This window comes from Nocardia arseniciresistens (genome assembly GCF_046764875.1).
In the GTDB taxonomy this organism is placed as follows: domain Bacteria; phylum Actinomycetota; class Actinomycetes; order Mycobacteriales; family Mycobacteriaceae; genus Nocardia; species Nocardia arseniciresistens.
The window spans coordinates 212,223-228,358 of sequence record NZ_JBKORD010000013.1; the positions used below are offsets into that span (position 1 = coordinate 212,223).

The 16,136-nt window shown below is 67.5% G+C and carries 7 protein-coding genes; 3 read left to right on the forward strand and 4 right to left on the reverse strand.

Going from position 1 to position 16,136, the window contains the following annotated elements:
* Positions 1 to 36: 36 nt before the first annotated feature.
* Positions 37 to 354 (forward strand): hypothetical protein, encoded by a 318-nt coding sequence (locus ACLMAJ_RS24495; protein ID WP_412016155.1) that lies wholly within the window; start codon positions 37 to 39, stop codon positions 352 to 354.
* Between the two features lie 509 nt (positions 355 to 863).
* Here the strand turns inward: ACLMAJ_RS24495 and ACLMAJ_RS24500 are convergent.
* Both ACLMAJ_RS24500 and ACLMAJ_RS24505 read right to left on the reverse strand, forming a co-directional pair.
* The gene (locus ACLMAJ_RS24500) at positions 864 to 1,397 is read right to left on the reverse strand and encodes a hypothetical protein (protein ID WP_412016156.1); all 534 of its coding nucleotides are present in this window, start codon (positions 1,395 to 1,397) and stop codon (positions 864 to 866) included.
* 89 nt (positions 1,398 to 1,486) lie between these two features.
* Positions 1,487 to 2,005 (reverse strand): zinc-ribbon domain-containing protein, encoded by a 519-nt coding sequence (locus ACLMAJ_RS24505; RefSeq protein WP_412016157.1) that lies wholly within the window; start codon positions 2,003 to 2,005, stop codon positions 1,487 to 1,489.
* On the opposite strand from ACLMAJ_RS24505, the gene ACLMAJ_RS24510 reads away from it, so the two are divergent.
* Positions 1,892 to 2,263 (forward strand): zinc-ribbon domain-containing protein, encoded by a 372-nt coding sequence (locus ACLMAJ_RS24510; RefSeq protein WP_412016158.1) that lies wholly within the window; start codon positions 1,892 to 1,894, stop codon positions 2,261 to 2,263. The two genes, ACLMAJ_RS24505 and ACLMAJ_RS24510, sit on opposite strands and share 114 nt — an antisense overlap.
* Positions 2,260 to 2,514, forward strand: a complete 255-nt coding sequence (locus tag ACLMAJ_RS24515) for an aldo/keto reductase (protein WP_412016159.1) — start codon at positions 2,260 to 2,262, stop codon at positions 2,512 to 2,514. Before ACLMAJ_RS24510 ends, ACLMAJ_RS24515 begins: the two co-directional genes overlap by 4 nt.
* Positions 2,515 to 2,831: 317 nt before the next feature.
* On the opposite strand, the gene ACLMAJ_RS24520 is transcribed toward ACLMAJ_RS24515, so the two are convergent.
* Positions 2,832 to 10,253, reverse strand: a complete 7,422-nt coding sequence (locus ACLMAJ_RS24520) for a beta-ketoacyl synthase N-terminal-like domain-containing protein (protein WP_412016160.1) — start codon at positions 10,251 to 10,253, stop codon at positions 2,832 to 2,834.
* A gap of 11 nt (positions 10,254 to 10,264) precedes the next feature.
* On the reverse strand, positions 10,265 to 16,132 hold the full coding sequence (locus tag ACLMAJ_RS24525; RefSeq protein ID WP_412016161.1) for an SDR family NAD(P)-dependent oxidoreductase: 5,868 nt from the start codon (positions 16,130 to 16,132) through the stop codon (positions 10,265 to 10,267).
* Between the last annotated feature and the right edge of the window lie 4 nt (positions 16,133 to 16,136).

A 16,136-nucleotide genomic window follows, 5' to 3' on the forward strand; every position in this document is an offset into this window, starting at 1 on the left:
CTCCTATCGCCGGCCAACCGGAAGCCGGATCATCCGATGACTACTCTCTTACCTCTTGCCTACGGATACTTGCGCGACGATTTGCTCCGCGACCCGAATTCGAGCGAAAACAGACTGCGGACCGTCGCCTGCTCGCTGGGGTATGCGCTGGGCGCCGTGTTTCACGAGCCCTCACCACAGAACGGGACACTGCCCCCGGCGTTCGTCAATCTCGTCCAGGAATGTCGGCGAGCCGAAGCGCGCACCGTGTTGACGTTGCACGGACACCTGTCAGGCATGGCGGTGTGCCGGATGGTCCTCCTCGCGATCCTCGACGTGCGAGCCGAGGTCGCAGTACAGGAGGTCGAGCCCTGAACCCATCCACTGGGGTAGCGACCTAATCCAGGCAAACAGGTTTCGGACTGTCGTTGTTCCGGCGTTGAGGTCGGGGCCTGACCATCCGACCGTCGCGGGTGCGATTCGTTCCTGGCATGCTCACCTTCTGTCGTCCCAAAGCGAGGAGAGGCCGGGCGATTTCGAGGGGCTGGCAGCGGTGATGACCCACGTCGACGACTCTGACCTGGACTGGATGGACGGGAGCCCACCGCTGGAAAGTCCTTGCGACACTGGCAGTGTGAGGGTCAGGGGTTCGAGTCCCCTTAGCTCCACTTTTTGGTTCGATAGTGGCATTGATCAGGGACTTTATATCGAGCCCCTCACGGATGTAGGGCCCGCTCTTCTATGGATTTTCCTTGTTCAGTGGCCCGTTTTCGTGTTCTATTCCTGCAGGGTGTTTTGCTTTCGCCTGGTGTTGATCGGGTCAGGAGTTGTTGGTGTTCGGCTGGCTGACTGAGTGTGTGGGTTTGCTTGCGATTCTGTGGACATCAGGACCGGGCTCGTCCGTGGGTGTCGCGGGTACGGACGCCGCGTTCGCGCAGCCGATTTAGCACAGTGACCGGATCGACGGCGAGGTTTCGGGCGACTCGGACGAGGGACCAGCCTCGGTTGTAAAGGTCGATTGCTTCGTCAACGTGTCCGGGGGATAGGCCACGCCGCCGCATCGGAATGTTGTGCCGATGGAGGATCGCGCCGACGGTTCGGTGGTCGATACCAAACCTGTCTCCCAGCTCATATGTCGTCGCGCCCGCAATATAGCCCTGGATCAGGACCCGAACTTGGTCCTGATCGAGTCGACGTGCCCGCCGTGGCGGAAGCCGGTCGGCGGACATCGGCGGTAGCGGTGAACTCTTGTCGTTGATTGCCGCTGGATCGTTATAGGCACTGGGGTGGTCGGCCGTCTGCTGTCGTGCGAGTTCGATGAGTACCGTCGCGATCGTCTCGGCATCGGGCGGGTCACGACGGACGCCACGCACATGAAGCTCGCCCCATCGAGTAGCGGCCTTGTTCGAAGTTGTCATACGACCACCCTCGTCACGCACCACAAGGACGGCAACGCTGTCCGCTCTTTGGCTGACCTGCCCCATCCCTTGGGTTCCGGTTCCAGTGGCTAACTGACAGCCTTTACGAAAGGCTGAACGCCGTGCCCCGCCCCTACCCTCCCGAGTTCCGTGCGCGACCACTCTGCGGCGATAGCAGAATGAGTCGTGGCAAGGTCATTCACTCCTGGTAGTACTTGGTGACCAGCGCAGACCGCGCACCCGCTCCCTCGGCGGCGCTGGTCGACGGTAGCGATGTACGGATGCCCGCATTTGCCGAGCCACCAGATGAGGCGTCCGGTGCCGGCAGTCACGTCAGCCGCTGTGAGTTCGCCGTTGAAATTGGGATGCCAGTCGGCAGCGAGGACGAGGTTCAGTGTCGCGAGATCATTATGTCCCTTCAGAACTGTTTGACCTGCCCCGACGACGCAACCCCTGCCGCCTATCGTCCGCTTCGAGATCGTGTTCTCGTATTCGTGGCCTTGAAGGCAGCGCCACCACACCCTTTTATCCGAGCCCGGCGACACCTTGGTCGGCAACCTCGTTCGTACTTGGTTGACACTCACCCAGACATCGCAGCTCAGTACCATCCGCGATACAACACGATCGAGCTCGCATCCTTGGGCACCGGATCTAGCATGAAGGTTTGGTGGTGCCACAGGGCCAAGGACGGGCGGATGCACGAATGGCCAGCCACCCCAGCACATCGAACCTCTGGCCGTGGCTGCACGATTTGCACAGGCAAGCGAGTCCAGCCTGGGATCAATGACTTGGCGACCAACCATCCTGATATAGCTAAGGATTGGCATCCTGACCGGAACGAACTGAGCCCAGACGCAAGAGCGTGATCGCCTCGGTCGAGGCGAGCCTGCGCCGTCTACGCACCGACTGCCTCGATCTGTTCTACCTGCACATGTGGGATGGTCGGTTGCGTGACCGTTCTGGTCTGGTTGCCGCTGCCGTAGGTTCATGCCCCCGACAAGGCACGACGTGGCGCTCGATCGCGTACATTCCGGGTCGGCGGCGTGGGCGTCGGCGGCCGCCCAACAATCCACTAGTGCATCGGAGGCAGACTGCTGTGTCAGCGACCCCCGCCTAACGCGGCGGGCGTAAGCCGATGTAGCGCAACGGATTTCGCCACTACGAGAGCGGGTCGGCGGCTGAGGCCCGAGCCGGACGCAGTTGCGTTTAGGCCACTAGGACCAGCCAGGTCCAACGATCGGCCGCGTCAGGATTGTGCAGGCGGGTCGGGTTCCAGCCGTGGGTTTGTTCGAGCATTCGGAACATGTGCTCGATATCGAAGCGGCGCAAGAACATTCACCAGGAGCTTCGATGCCTTCGGCTGTGCCGTTGGCGCCGGACTACCACAGTCGAGATCGATATTTCATCGGACCCGGCCTGCTTTTCCGACAGGCCTCATGCGTCTCGAACTACCACGGACGTGCCCAGGACGGTTACCGTCAACGGATATTCGCCGTCACCGAAACGGGCACGGGATCCGCCGACGTCAGCGTGGATCTTGCTGGGGTGGACGCCGAGCCGACGGCCGATATGGTCTTTCATTGCGATCTGCGCAAGTCGGTCCGTACCGCTGAGGGCGTAGATCTCGGCGACGGTGCCGGGGAGCCAGTCGAGCTCGTCCACCTGGGCACGAGTCAATCGGGTCACCCCATTGTCGGTTCGGGAGAGACCGGCGCCGGCGACGAACACCCGGTCACGCAGGAATGCCCGGCGCTGCGCATGATCAAGTGCCGCCATGGGCCCGGTTGGTACGAGCGCGTCGACCAGATGGAATGCGACGAGGACCCGGTCGTCCCGACATACCTGCACGTCGAAGGCGGGATGTATAGGGTCGTCGGCCTCGAATCCGGCGAAACGGGCTCGGACGGTCACGGTACCGTGTTCCGGCAGGGACTCGTACAGGTCGAGCACCGTGATGCGGTGCGGGTATCCGACGTGACCGCGATGAATGTCCGGCGACCAGCGCCAGAGTTCGGCGTGCGGAATGACGTGGGTGCACGCGTCGAGGAGCCCCTGATGTAGCTCGCCGCGAGGAACGCTACCGCGGGCCGCATCCAGAATGCCGACCGCCGCCGTCGCACCCGAGCGCAGCGAGACGAGATACCGGAAACGTGGGCCGTGGCTCAGCGTGCCCGAGGCGTACGGATCAGGTTCGGGGTGCAGGTCGGCGGGGTCCGGCCACGGGTCCGGCCGGGGCGCCGTGTGGGATGGGACGAGAATCGCGGTAGCAGTCCGCTCGAATCTGGACAGACGCGGATCCCTCACCGCACGCCACACCGAGGTCGTCACGGCGAATCCCTCGCCGGTCCGCTTCACCTCGGTGCGCAACGTCGTCGGGCCCGGCACCGGAATCCACCGCTGCAGCCGCAGTTCGCGCAGCGCGCCTACGGTTCCCACCCGACGACCCGCCGCGACCATTCTGTCCATGGTCGACATGAGCGGAAGTGCGGGCACGGTCCAGGTAGGACGATGGTCTGACACCCAGTCGTCGACGATCGGGTCGAGAACCTCCTCCGTCGAGTATGGATCCGCCGCCACCAACCGGACCGACAGATTCGGAACCCGGTAGATCTTGGTCCCGTCGACCCACAGTGCGGCGTCCGCGACGGCAAGGCAGGTGGCGCCGGTCCGCTCGATGCGCGTCACCGTGAGCTCGATCGTCACGAGTTCATTGTCCGGGGTGACCTGCCCGCGGTACTTCCAGGACAGACGTTCACCGAGGGCCACCGACTCGAAGCGCATTCCGGCAGCCAGGCCGCTGTCCCGGAGCACGAACTGCAGCAACCGGACCATGGCTTCGACACCGAGTGAGCCCGGTTGCACCGGGTCCTGGAAGAAATGCGCGCGGAAGTACCATTCACCACCGGTGATCTGCTTGACCGCGACGATTCGGCCGAGCCCTGCGGGCCCGCCATTCGGGTAGTACCCGGTTATCCGGTCCCACATGCGCAGTGTCGGTTCGGACGGGGGCAGTGTGTCCGCGTCGATCACCGGATCATCGGCGGCGGCCAGACCGGCGCGTTCCGCATCCGTTGCCGGTAGCCCGACCTGATCAGTGAAGGCACGCCGCGGGAAGAACCCGAACACTGTCGATGCGGACAGAATCTGCTTACCGGCCGCGTCGGACTCCACATCGAACGCGACGACGATCATACCGGCGTGCGTCGAGATGTCGCGGAGGGTGGCCGTCGTCCGCACGATCCCGGTCATCGGTGTCACCTCGGCCAGTACGGTGGCGGTGCCATCGAGGTTGCGGAAAAGCACGTCCTCCGCAGTGGACAACGCGCAGCCCGCGTAGGAGGCCAGCCAGCCGCACGGCTGCAGTGCGACCTCCATCAGCACCGACACCGGCATCACCGGGTAGCCGTTGGCCTGCCAATACCAAGCGTCCGGTGGCACGTCGTATTCAGCGACCGCCCGGGTGCCCACCCGCATCGCCCCCGCCGGCGCGTCGACCGAGACGATCCTGGATACGAATTGGTATGGCGGTCCCGGCAGGCGGGCCGCGCGACGGGTGCCGTCGAATGTGACATACATCGGGCCGAACGCCGCGCTCGGCCGGCCAAGGGCCGAGGCCAACAGGGCCGCTCGATCAGCGACGACCGCATCGGAATCCCGATTCTCGGCCGCCATCGGCACGAGTTGGGCCAGCGGCCAGTCCGGCACCAAGCGGAGTCCAACGCGGCGAGCGTGAAATGCCCTGACCCCGTCGACGGTGCACAGCACATCGGCTGTCAGCGTGGGCTCGGCACCGGCACGGACCTCCGCGACGAACACCTCGTAGACAATTTCCCGGCTGTCCGGGGTGACCTGGCCACGGCACCGCATCGGCACCGCAATATCGGTCACCGGCTCGAAACGGTACCCGTCGGTGTCTATCGTATGGCCGAGCGCGGCCAGGTAGAAGGCCATCGCCTGTAGGCAGCCCTCGAGCATTAGGGTGCCGGGCATGCACGGATCATTCTCGAAATGGCCGTCGAAGTACCAGTCGTCCGGCGCCACCGGAGCAGAGGCTCGCAGATATCCCCGCTCCCACGGCCCGCCGCCGGGCGCGAACTCGGTGATCTCGCGAAGGAACAGCATGCGTCCATCGGCGATGCGTGGGGTGCGCACATGCGCCCGGGTACGACGCCACCCGGGGCCGAAACACAGACCCGGCCGCCCGGCCGCGAACGCGGCGACCTGGTCGGCGGAAAAGGCGCCGGCCGCGGTCTCCAGCATCGGCGGATCGCATGGACGGGCGCGGTCCGGCGCGTCGGACCGCGGATCCCACAACACGCCGCCACTAGCCGCGAGCTCGGCGTCGCTGAAAAAGCCGGCCTGGCCGCCGCGGACACTCAGGCGGAGTTCGCCCTCGACATAGCAGTCATAACGGAAGAAGAACAGGCGCATGCCTGTGTGTTCCCCATGACCGTCGATGTCGATATCGAACGTCAGAGTCTGTCCGGGGACCGGCGGACTGCCGTGGAAGGTGACCTCACAACCGAGTAGCCGGTACACGCGCTCACCTCGGTTGAGCAGGTCGATCCCCATCCAACTGATGAGCAACAGATCCGCCTGACCAGCCTCGATCATCAGGCTCGCGGGCATGCGGCCGGCCGGGTCGAGGTACCAGCTGTCGGCGGTGACATCGGTCTCGGTGTGAATCGATCCTGTGCCGAGACGCCCCTGCTCGGCCTCGATCCCGGTGACCCGGTCGGCGAGCAGCATCGGTGGCGCTGGCATCCGCACCTGCCGCCGAAATTCATCCTGTGCCCGGAAGAACGGTCCCAGAACCGCCGAGATCGGTCCCGTCGCAAGCGCTTCCAGCTGGGCGCGGTCCAACGACGGCAGCCGCCGCAGCGCAACCGGGACGGCCCCCTCGGCCGACACTACCGTCTGGGCACCGGTCGATACCGGGCTCAGCAAGAGGTGCTGTGCTTGCGTGATTACCACCAGATAGCGCCGGTGCATTACGGCCTGGTCCTCGAGAAAGCGCCGGTGTGCTCGCACAATGTCCGAAAACAGCGTGTTCGGCGGCGGATCGGAGACCGGAACGAGCGAGACCTCGGCCGCGGCGGAAACCGCCGGCAAGGGGTGGGTGGAAGCGACCGGCCGCACGATCGTAGGAGCGAAACTCACCGGCGGTAGGGCCGGTGCGGGGGCCATCGCCTCCGCGGGGAATAGGTCAGGCAGTGCGACGCTCGGCCAGTGCGCGGCCACGCGGACAGTCCGACCCACGGGCTGGGGCCGGGAGTCGCGTGCGCCGAGCCGCTCGAGCAGGTCATCGTAGCGCAGATCGATTCCGGCGGAGCGCAATTCGGCGACCGCCCGGACCATGCTGCGCTGTCCTCGTCCGTCGGCGGAATCCAACGCCACGGTCAGATGTTCCCGATCACCGAGGATCTGGGAGATCCAGCCGGTGCACAGCGCGCGTGGACCGTGCTCGATGAACACCCGAACCCCGTCGGCCCATGCTTTCTCCACCGTGGCAACGAAATCGATGGTCCGCACGGCCTGTTCGGTGATGGCGTCTGCGGCGGACGTCCGGGACACGACGTAGGACGACGAGGTCGCACAGGAATAGAAGCGAACATCGGGCAACTGCGTGGTCGGCCGGTCGTGCAGCCGCCACCAGGCGTCCCGGACCCGTTCTACTTCCGGAATATGGACGGCGATGTCGTACCCGAGTGCGAGTGCATGGACCTCTCCGAGCCGGGACAGCACGCGGGCACAGCCCTCGGCCTCCCCGCCGATCACACATGCCTGCGGTGCACTTATCGCCATGAGGCGAACGGTGGGCTCGTCACCCAGTGCCGCGCGCACGGCCTGCACGTCGGCGCTGACCAGAAAACTGGTCCACCGACCGTCGTCGATACCACGTTCGCGCCAGGCACTGCGCACGACGTCGAGGTTGCCCGCTACCTCTCGGGTGAACAGCGGTGACCGGTGGGCATCGGCAACCAGTCGCGGCACCTCGCCCCATGCGCCCATCGCGACGAGGGAGGTGGTCTCTCCAGACGAATAGCCCAGCACCGCCGCCGGTTCGAGGCCGAGGATGCCGCGGGTCAGCTCCGTGTGGAGCTGACCCAGCAGGGAGGCACCCCAGATCTGGTTGAGCACATGCGGCACGTCGGTCCCGGTGCCGGTGTAGGCCCAGCCGGCGAAGTCGCGGAGCGGACCGCAGCGGCGTTCGAGGCGATCGACTATCTCCGGAAAAGCCAGCAGCACGTCGCGTCCCATCCGGGGGTAACACGCGGAACCGTTGGTGTAGACGAACGCGACCTCACCTTCGACCGCCCGGTCCCGGAAGGCGACACCCTCCGGACGCACCCCCCGTCCCGCGAGCCAGCGCGTCGCGGCTGCCAGGCGGGTGGACAGCTGGTCCGCGTCCACGGCGGATACGACCAGCCGGGCCGGACCGTGGTCACCTTCGGTTCCGGCGCGGGCGGCGGCGAGCACGCTCGCGGCGTCCGCGCCGGAGTAGACATGATGACGCACTGTGGGTTCCGTGCTCCACGGTGCTATCTCAGCAGCGATCAGCGCGGTCACGGCGGGGGCGGCACCGAGCGTCCGGACGGCGACCGTTGCGTGCCGGATTCCCAGCGACGGGTCCGCCGCACGCCCCGCACGAGGCACGGCGCCATGGCGCAGCGCGACGGTGGCGCAGGCAACGGCAAGCAGGCCCTTCGCGGCATGGGGGGCACCGAAAAGCGTTGCCGGATCGAATCTTTCGCATCCTGCGGCGTCGTCTGCCGGTGCGTCCCCGACAATCAGTTCGCTCACGTCACCGGGATCAGCGACGAGGGCAAGTACCTCGTCGCCGTCGTTGCGGGCATCGGCGGCTCGCTTGAGGACGAGCACGATTGCCGCATCGCCGGGGGCGGCGTCGACGCCCACTGCTGTCGCCGAGCTGCGATGGACGGGTTCGTGCGAGAGATCTACCGCTCCGACGAGCACGGCGTCGGCCGAACCGTCCCGCAGGGCACGGCAGCCCAGCTCCAGTGCCACGATTCCGGAGGCTTCCTCGGCCGAGACCGTGAAGCCGGGCCCGCGCAGGTCGAGCTGGGAGTTGATCCGGTTGGCGACGATATTGGGCATCGTGCCCAACACAGCGGGCGCCGTTAGCGGCGCGGCAAATGCGTCCGCGACACCATCCCGTGCGTCGGCTACATGGTGCGCGGCGACGCGAATACGCGCTGGATGACGGGCGACCTCTGCGTCACAGCCCATCCCGATCAGCACAGTCGTTCGTTCCTGGGGCAGGGCGACGCGGCTGGCGGCCTCCCGAGCCGCCTCGAGGACGGCGACCTGCTGGCCGAGTGCCTGTCGCAGATCGGCCGGCGGCGTGCGGAGGCCATCCAGCGCCACGTCGTAGTCCGCGGCAGGCTCGGCATGCCATGTGCCACCCAGCAGGCTCTCGCGGAATTCGGCATAGCTGCGGCAGGTCCCGACCCGAGCGCCGATCGCGACGATCGCCACTGCCGTAGCGGCGGGCATGGGAGGCGCCGGTGGCGGGGCAAGTGCCGCGGCGCTGTCTCCCGGACCAGGATCGATCACGAGGTGGGCATTGTTGCCACCGAAGCCGAAGGCGCTGATTCCGGCACGCCGCGGGCCGTCCCAGGGCTCGGCTTCATGGAGCAGCCGCAGGGTCGTGCCGCGGAGAACCGTCACAGGTTCCTCGGCCGAGAGGGTTGGCGGTCGGACGCCGGCGTCGAACGCGCCCAGGACTTTGAGCAGCCCGGCCACGCCGGCGGCGGTAACCAGATGTCCCGTATTGGACTTCACCGAACCGATCGGAAGGTCCGCGGCGTTTCCGAACACATCGGCCATCGCACGCACCTCGGTCGCGTCGCCCAGCGGCGTACCAGTGGCGTGACATTCCAGCAGCGACACCGACTCCGGTGCGACTCCGGCCATGGTGTGGGCCTGCCGTATCGCCTCGAGCTGCCCGGCCTGCGACGGCACGAGGAGCCCGGCGCCGCGGCCATCGTTCGACAGGCCGATCCCGCGGATCACCCCGAATATCCGCATGTCCGCCGCCAGCGCATCGGACAGTCGCATGAGCGCCACGAACCCGCAGCCCTCGGCCGGCACCAGGCCATCGGCGCCACGGTCGAACGGCCTGCTACGGCCGGTGGGGCTGAGCGCGCCGAGGGCGCTGAACGCCAGGTGCACCGCGAGATCGTCGACGCGGTTCACCGCACCGGCCACCATCATGTCCGCGGTGCGGGCGTGGAGCCGGTCGCAGGCGAGCTTGATCGCATACAACGCGGATGCGCACGCCGCATCCAGCGCGAACGCACCGCCGCCGAGTCCCAGGGCGGCGGCGGCGAAGTGCGCGGGCATGGCCGAGGAGAATCTGTCGCGGGCTGCCGGGGAGCCGGGCAGCGCCGTGCGCAACTGCGCGGGTTGCTCGGCAAGCCACACGCTTTCTGCATACCGGACCAACCCGTCGGTTGGCATGGACAAATTTCCCAGAACCAGGCCCGTCCGGTCACGGGGCCGGTCTTCGCCGGCTTCCCGCAGGGCTTCGCGCACGCCGTGGAGCACCCAGCGGAACGCGGGGTCGAGCGCTGCGATCTCCTCGCGACCGACCCGGAAGCCATCCGGTCGAAAAATATCGTCGAAGCCGTGCACGTAGCCGCCGGCAGCGCTGTGAACCGGGGCCGAGGGCCCGACGATGTGCGCCATGGCCTCGCTCGGCAATCGCCATCGCTCCGCCGTCGCCAACGAGACGCTGAGTCGGCCGGTGACGATGTTGTGCCAGAACGAATCGGGCGTCAGTGCGTCGGGCAGCACACAGCTTCGGCCGACCACCGCGACGGGTTCGAACACTGTGGTTACTCCTAACCGGTGATGTCGGGCCGGGCGATGAGCCGGACCCCGCCCAGTTCGAAGAGCGGGCGTCCATTCGTCGTGCAGACCTGGACATCACAGTCGGCTTCGCTGCCGCCTGCTCGGCCGGCAAGCACCACTACTCGCGCGTCGCTGTCCAGCGGGCCGGGGACGAAGAGGCGAAACTCCGTAATTCCCATGGGCAGGACCGCGGCCCCGAGGACATGCTCAGCCCACAGCGTCGCGAGCTGCAGTGCGCCGTCGACTGCGGCCGGGTCGGTATTCCGGTCCGCCGTGGGCCAGTTCCGGCCGCGGGTGCCGGTCACCATGCCCGCCGCCCCGTGCCGCGCGATGCCGTCGACGGCGGTGAGCACCTGGAACGCGGGCCCATGGAAGAGCACCCGCCCGTCATATGTCTCCCGTCCCAACGGCTGTAGGCCGGTCGGTTCGGTCCAGCGCCTCGGTGTCGTGCCGCGGCCTGCTGCCCGCGCCCGGAAGTGCTGTCGGCCCTCCGGCCCGGATACGGTGAGCGTTAGCGGGCCCACGGGGTCCGGCCGGTCGACCGTCAGGCGCAAGGGCCTGCCGCGTGCCGCGAAATCGTCCAAGGCGATCTTGCTCAGCACTTCGATGCCCGACAGGGTGATATCCCCGCCCGGTAGCGCTGCCCGCACCACCCCGGTAAACCATTCGAGAACCAGCGCAACTGGGACCACCGGCAACCCGCCGATCCGATGGTCGAACAGGTAACTGTGATCGCGGGCGGTCACAGCTAGCTCCCCACTGATGTCGGAGGCGGAACCGGGGTGACCCGCCGCCCGTAGGACGCACACCGGTCCGGCGTCGTCACACAATTCCTCGATGAATGCCTTGGCACCGGCCGCCAGCGACATCAGTGGCATGCCCGTGGCACGGAAGTGCGCCGCGAGCGACTCGTCCACCATGCCGCCGTCCCAAGGGCCCCAGGCAATGGCTCGCACCAGGCAGTTTTCGCGCCTGCGGTGTTCCGTCGCGGCGAGTTGCGTGATGATCTCGTTCGCCATGGCGTAGTCGCTCTGGCCCGCGTTGCCGTAGCACGCCGCCACCGAGGAGAACACGCACAGCAGTTCGAGCGGGTCGTCGGCCACGGCAGCGAGTAACGAGCGCAGGCCGCCGACCTTGGTGTCGAAGACCCGGTCGAACTGCTCGTCGCTCTTATCGCGGATCGCCTTGTCGGCGAGCACACCCGCTCCGTGCACAAGCCCGGTGATGGGCCCCCACTCGGTGCGGATGTCCGCCAGCGCGGTCCGCACAGCCTCGGTGTCGGTCACATCGGCCGTCACGTAACGCACCGGTGACCCCGCGATCTGCAGGGCACGCAGCGTCTCGCGGACCTCCCTGGCGGCAAGGACCGCGGCGGTCTCACTCCGGATGCGCCGGGGATCGGGAGTCTCGCCACCGGCACGCAGTTGCCCGACGACCGCGTCACGTACTGCCGTCTCGCCGCGGGCGTCCCGCAGCCACGACGGTTCATCGGTGAGCGGCGTCCGGCCGATGAGAACCAGTCTGGGCGAGTCGGCTTCGGCGAGTGCGTGAAGGGCCGCAGCGGTGACCCCGCGCGCTCCGCCGCTCACCACGATCACCGAATGCGGTCCCGCCGGTTTCCTGGTCGCCGTACCGGGTGGGAGTGCCACGGTATCGAGCACGGTGCGACGGCCGTCCGCGGTCAGCCCGACATCGGTCGACGCGCCGCCGTCGAGCAGTTCCCGCGCGATCGCCCGGGCAATGGCGGCGTCGGTGCGGCCTCGGGTGTCGCAATCGATCGCCTTGACGGTGATGTCTCGCCACTCCCGGGCGGCTGTGCGCGCCAAAGCGGCGAGACCCGCCGGGGTCGGCGCGGCACCCGACCGGCCGAAGTCACTGCCTGTGTCCTGAACGGTGACGAAGATCCCGGGCCCGGTCGTCCGCTCCGTGACGAAGGTCCGTGCCAGCCGGAAGGCGTCCCGGTCGGCGGTGAGCGCCGCGTCAGCGGTGGTTGCCGTGCCCAGGGTGCCGAGATGGATCAGGCCTTGGATATCGGCAGCGGGTTCGATGTCGACACGGGCGTCGACGCCGGATTCGATGAGTTCTGTCGCCAGCAGTTCGGCGAGGCCGGACTTACCGCCGGTAATCGCCACCCGGCTACTGCGCAGACCGGGCAGGGCAAGCCCGGACGCCGCACGCGGCACGGGCCGCACGGTCAGTCGCACGGCGGGTTCGGTGTCGACCGGGGATGTGTTGGCGGGCACGCCGAGGGGTGTGGGGTCGGAAATCATAGTGGCATCGGACGGCGGCGGTTCGCCCGCAGGCCGGGATGCCTCCGGGGATCCGCCGGCGCCGAGCAGATCGGCCACCTCCGCGAGGGTTCGTGCGGCGCCCAGGGTCGCCGCATCCACCTCACGTACTCCGGGGAACCGCTGGCGGACCGCCGACAGAATCTCCACCCGCTTGATCGAATCGATACCGAGGTCCGATTCCAGCTCCATGCCGACATCGAGCACATCGACGGGATATCCGGTCTTCTCCGCCACGACCGACAGCAAACCGGCCACATCGGCGGAGGAGCCTGGGGGAGAAACCATGTCGGACAATGAATCCGAGGTGTGGGGTTCGCGTGTGGTGGCACGGATATCCGGCGCCGGCGGCATCGGCGCAGAGTCGAGAATGCTGTGGCCGATCATGGCAGGTGCGGCGATGCTGTTGGTCACCGAATATTCCGGAACCGGTACGGCAGTGCCATTCGGCAGCGGATGGTGGGCGATCGGCGCCGGGGCGGGCAGTGTCGCTGTGGGTGTGCCGCCGGCCAGGCCGACGAGTGCCGCCTCCGACAGCCGCAGAAACGCCAGATGCGATTCGGCCATCATTCGCTGATAGGCGATGTGGGCTTCGCTTGCGAGCCGCTGTGTCTCCCGCAGTGCCTCGAGCCAGTCGGAACCGGCCGCGGTAGAGAGGCTCGGTGGCTGTGCCATCAGCGCACTCTCGGCCGGTGGAGCCGGAGTTGGCGAGTTCGGCGGTGACAGTGCGGCCGAGCCATCTGCGGGTGGGTAGGGCTTGCCGTAGTTGGCGCCGAGTAGTTTCACGGTCGCCGGAGATTGTTCCTTGCTCATTGTTTCCTCGTCCGGTCGCAGGTTGTAGGCCCTCCACAAAGCCGTGAAGTCCAGGCGTAGCCCCCCAACGGCCAATCGCGCCATGGCATCGTGCGCGGCTTGCATTCCCCGGGCTGTCGCTCGGTCGAGGCTGACCGCCAGGTGTTCGCGCCCGGCGAGAATCTCTCCCACCAGCCGCGTGAGTGTCGCGCCCGCACCTACCTCGATGAACGTCCGGATGCCGTCCGCGTACATCGCTTCGATCTGATCGACGAATCGGACCGGAACAATGAGTTGCTCGGCAAGACCAGCCCGCACCGCGTCCGGATGGGCCGGGTACGGCGTGCCTCGGCCGTTCCCATATACCGGAATCCGCGGTGCCTGGAGGTCGGCCGCATCGAGGACGTCCCGCCATGGCGTCGCGGCTGCGGCGACGAGCGGGGTGTGGAATGCCCCGGCCGCTTCGAGGCGCCGTACGGTGTGTCCAGCCTCGGTCGCCTGCCGCTCGAACGCCGCCACCGCGCTCGTCGCACCGGACACGACGACCTGCTCGGGCGCGTTGTGATTGGCCACCCACAACCGACCGTCCGCGGCCGATTCGACGAGCGCCTGAACCTCATCGAGGGTGCCGATCACTGCGGTCATGGCACCGGGCTCGGTGGCGGTGTCGCGCATCAGCTCGCCTCGCCGCCGGGCGAGGTATAGCAATGTCGCACGGTCGAAGCATCCCGCCGCGTGCAACGCGACCAGCTCACCGAAACTGTGCCCGCCCACGGCATCCGGGCGTATATCGAGGGCTCGTAGTAACGCCAGCGTGGCGAGGCTCTGGGCGGCAAGTGCCGGTTGCGCCTGTTCGGTAGACCTGAGTCGGGCCTGCTGTGCGGCACGTTCTTCGGCGCTGAACGTCGGCGGCGCGAAGACGACCCGATGTAGTGCTTCGTGGTCGGACCGGTCCTGTGCGGCAACCGCGTCCCAGCTCTCCCGCGCGGCCGGCAATACCATCGCCAACTCGGCGCCCATCCCGACGTACTGGCTGCCCTGACCGGAGAACAGGAACCCGATCGGGCCCGGTTCCGCGACAGTGGCACGGTAATGGACGCCGCCAGGACCCGCGAACGATTCCGCCGGGGCCGCGACGATCCGGTCGGCTACGGCATGCAGTGTCGTCGCGAGGTCACTCGCCTCGGTGACGATGACGCCGAGGCGGACCGCTGCCGCCGGGTCGAAGGCTTCCTGGGTCTTTCGTGCGACGGTGACGATTCCGTCCGTCGTATCGGTGAGCGCGCGAGCCGCGGACACCAGCGCACTGGGCGAATCCGCGGACAGCAGTACGAGTTCGCTGCCGGCGGCGCGCAGGAAAGGAGCCGCCGATCCGGTCGCCGGCACATACTCCTCGAGTGTGATGTGAAAGTCCGTGCCGCCGAAGCCGAAACTCGACACGCCGGCGCGCCGGGGATGGCCGCCGGCGTTGATCCACGGCCGCGCCGTCGTATTCAGGTAGAACGGGCTACCGTCCAATCCGAGCGCCGGGTTGGGATGGTTCACCTTGATCGTCGGGGGGAGCACGCGGTGGTGCAGTGCCAGCGTCGCCTTGAGCAGCCCCGCCGCACCGGCGGCGTTCTTGGTATGCCCGATCTGCGATTTCACCGACCCCAGTGCACACCACCCGGTGTCGGCCCGGCCTGCCTCGCCGAAAACCGCTCGCAGAGCGGCGACCTCGGCCGCGTCACCGGCCGCCGTCCCGGTTCCGTGTGCCTCGACCAGTTCGACCGTATCCGGCCCATATCCGGCCATCTCGTAGGCACGTCGCAGTGCTCGTGCCTGGCCGCTGGATTGCGGCGCGTAGATCGCGCCGCCGCGGCCATCCGATGCGGTGCCGATCCCCCGGATCACCGCGAATATCCGGTCGCCGTCCCGTTCAGCATCGTGCAGTCGGCGCAGTGCGAACATGACCACGCCCTCGCCGAGAATCATGCCGTCCGCGTCCGCGGAGAACGGGCGGCAGTCCCCGGTTGGTGAGAGGGCGGGTGTCTTGCTGAAGGAGGTGTAGGTCACCGGATCGTTGAGCGTGTCCACGCCGCCGGTCACCACCAGGTCAGCGTGCCCGAGCGCGAGTTCGTTGATCCCGCTCGACAGCGCCGCCAACGAACTTGCGCACGCGGCGTCGGTGGTGTAGTTGCTGCCGTGGAGGTCGAACCGGTTCGCTATCCGACCAGCGACGACATTGCTGAGCATGCCGGGCAGGCTGCCCTCTTGCCACGGCACGTAGTGCTCGGCAATCCGATCGCAGATCGCGCGCGCCCGGTCCTCCGGGATTCCGTTCTCGCGCAGCGCGGCCAGCCACACCGGGCGCTCCATGCGCGCGGCCATGGTAGTGAGCAACTCCAGTGCGGACGTGCCGAGAATGACACTGACCCGCTCACGGTCCACAGCGGACATGCGCTGCGGTTCGAGCGACGACAGCAGCCGTTCGGCGACGACCAACGCCAGGAGTTGGCTCGTATCGGTGGCCTCGAGCGTGTTCGGCGGAATGCCGAAGGCGATCGGATCGAATGGCACTGGTGAGAGAAACGCCCCGCGCCGAGCATAGGTCCTGTCCGGTGTCGCGGGGTCGGCGTGGTAGTAGTCGTCGACGAGCCAATGTGTGGCCGGGACATCGCTCACCCGGTCTGCCCCGGACACGACCGTCCGCCAGAAACCGTCCGCGCCGGGTGCTCCGGGCAGCAGCGCGCTCACGCCAACGATCGCTACCGGTGGCACATTCCCACTATCGGACATGGTC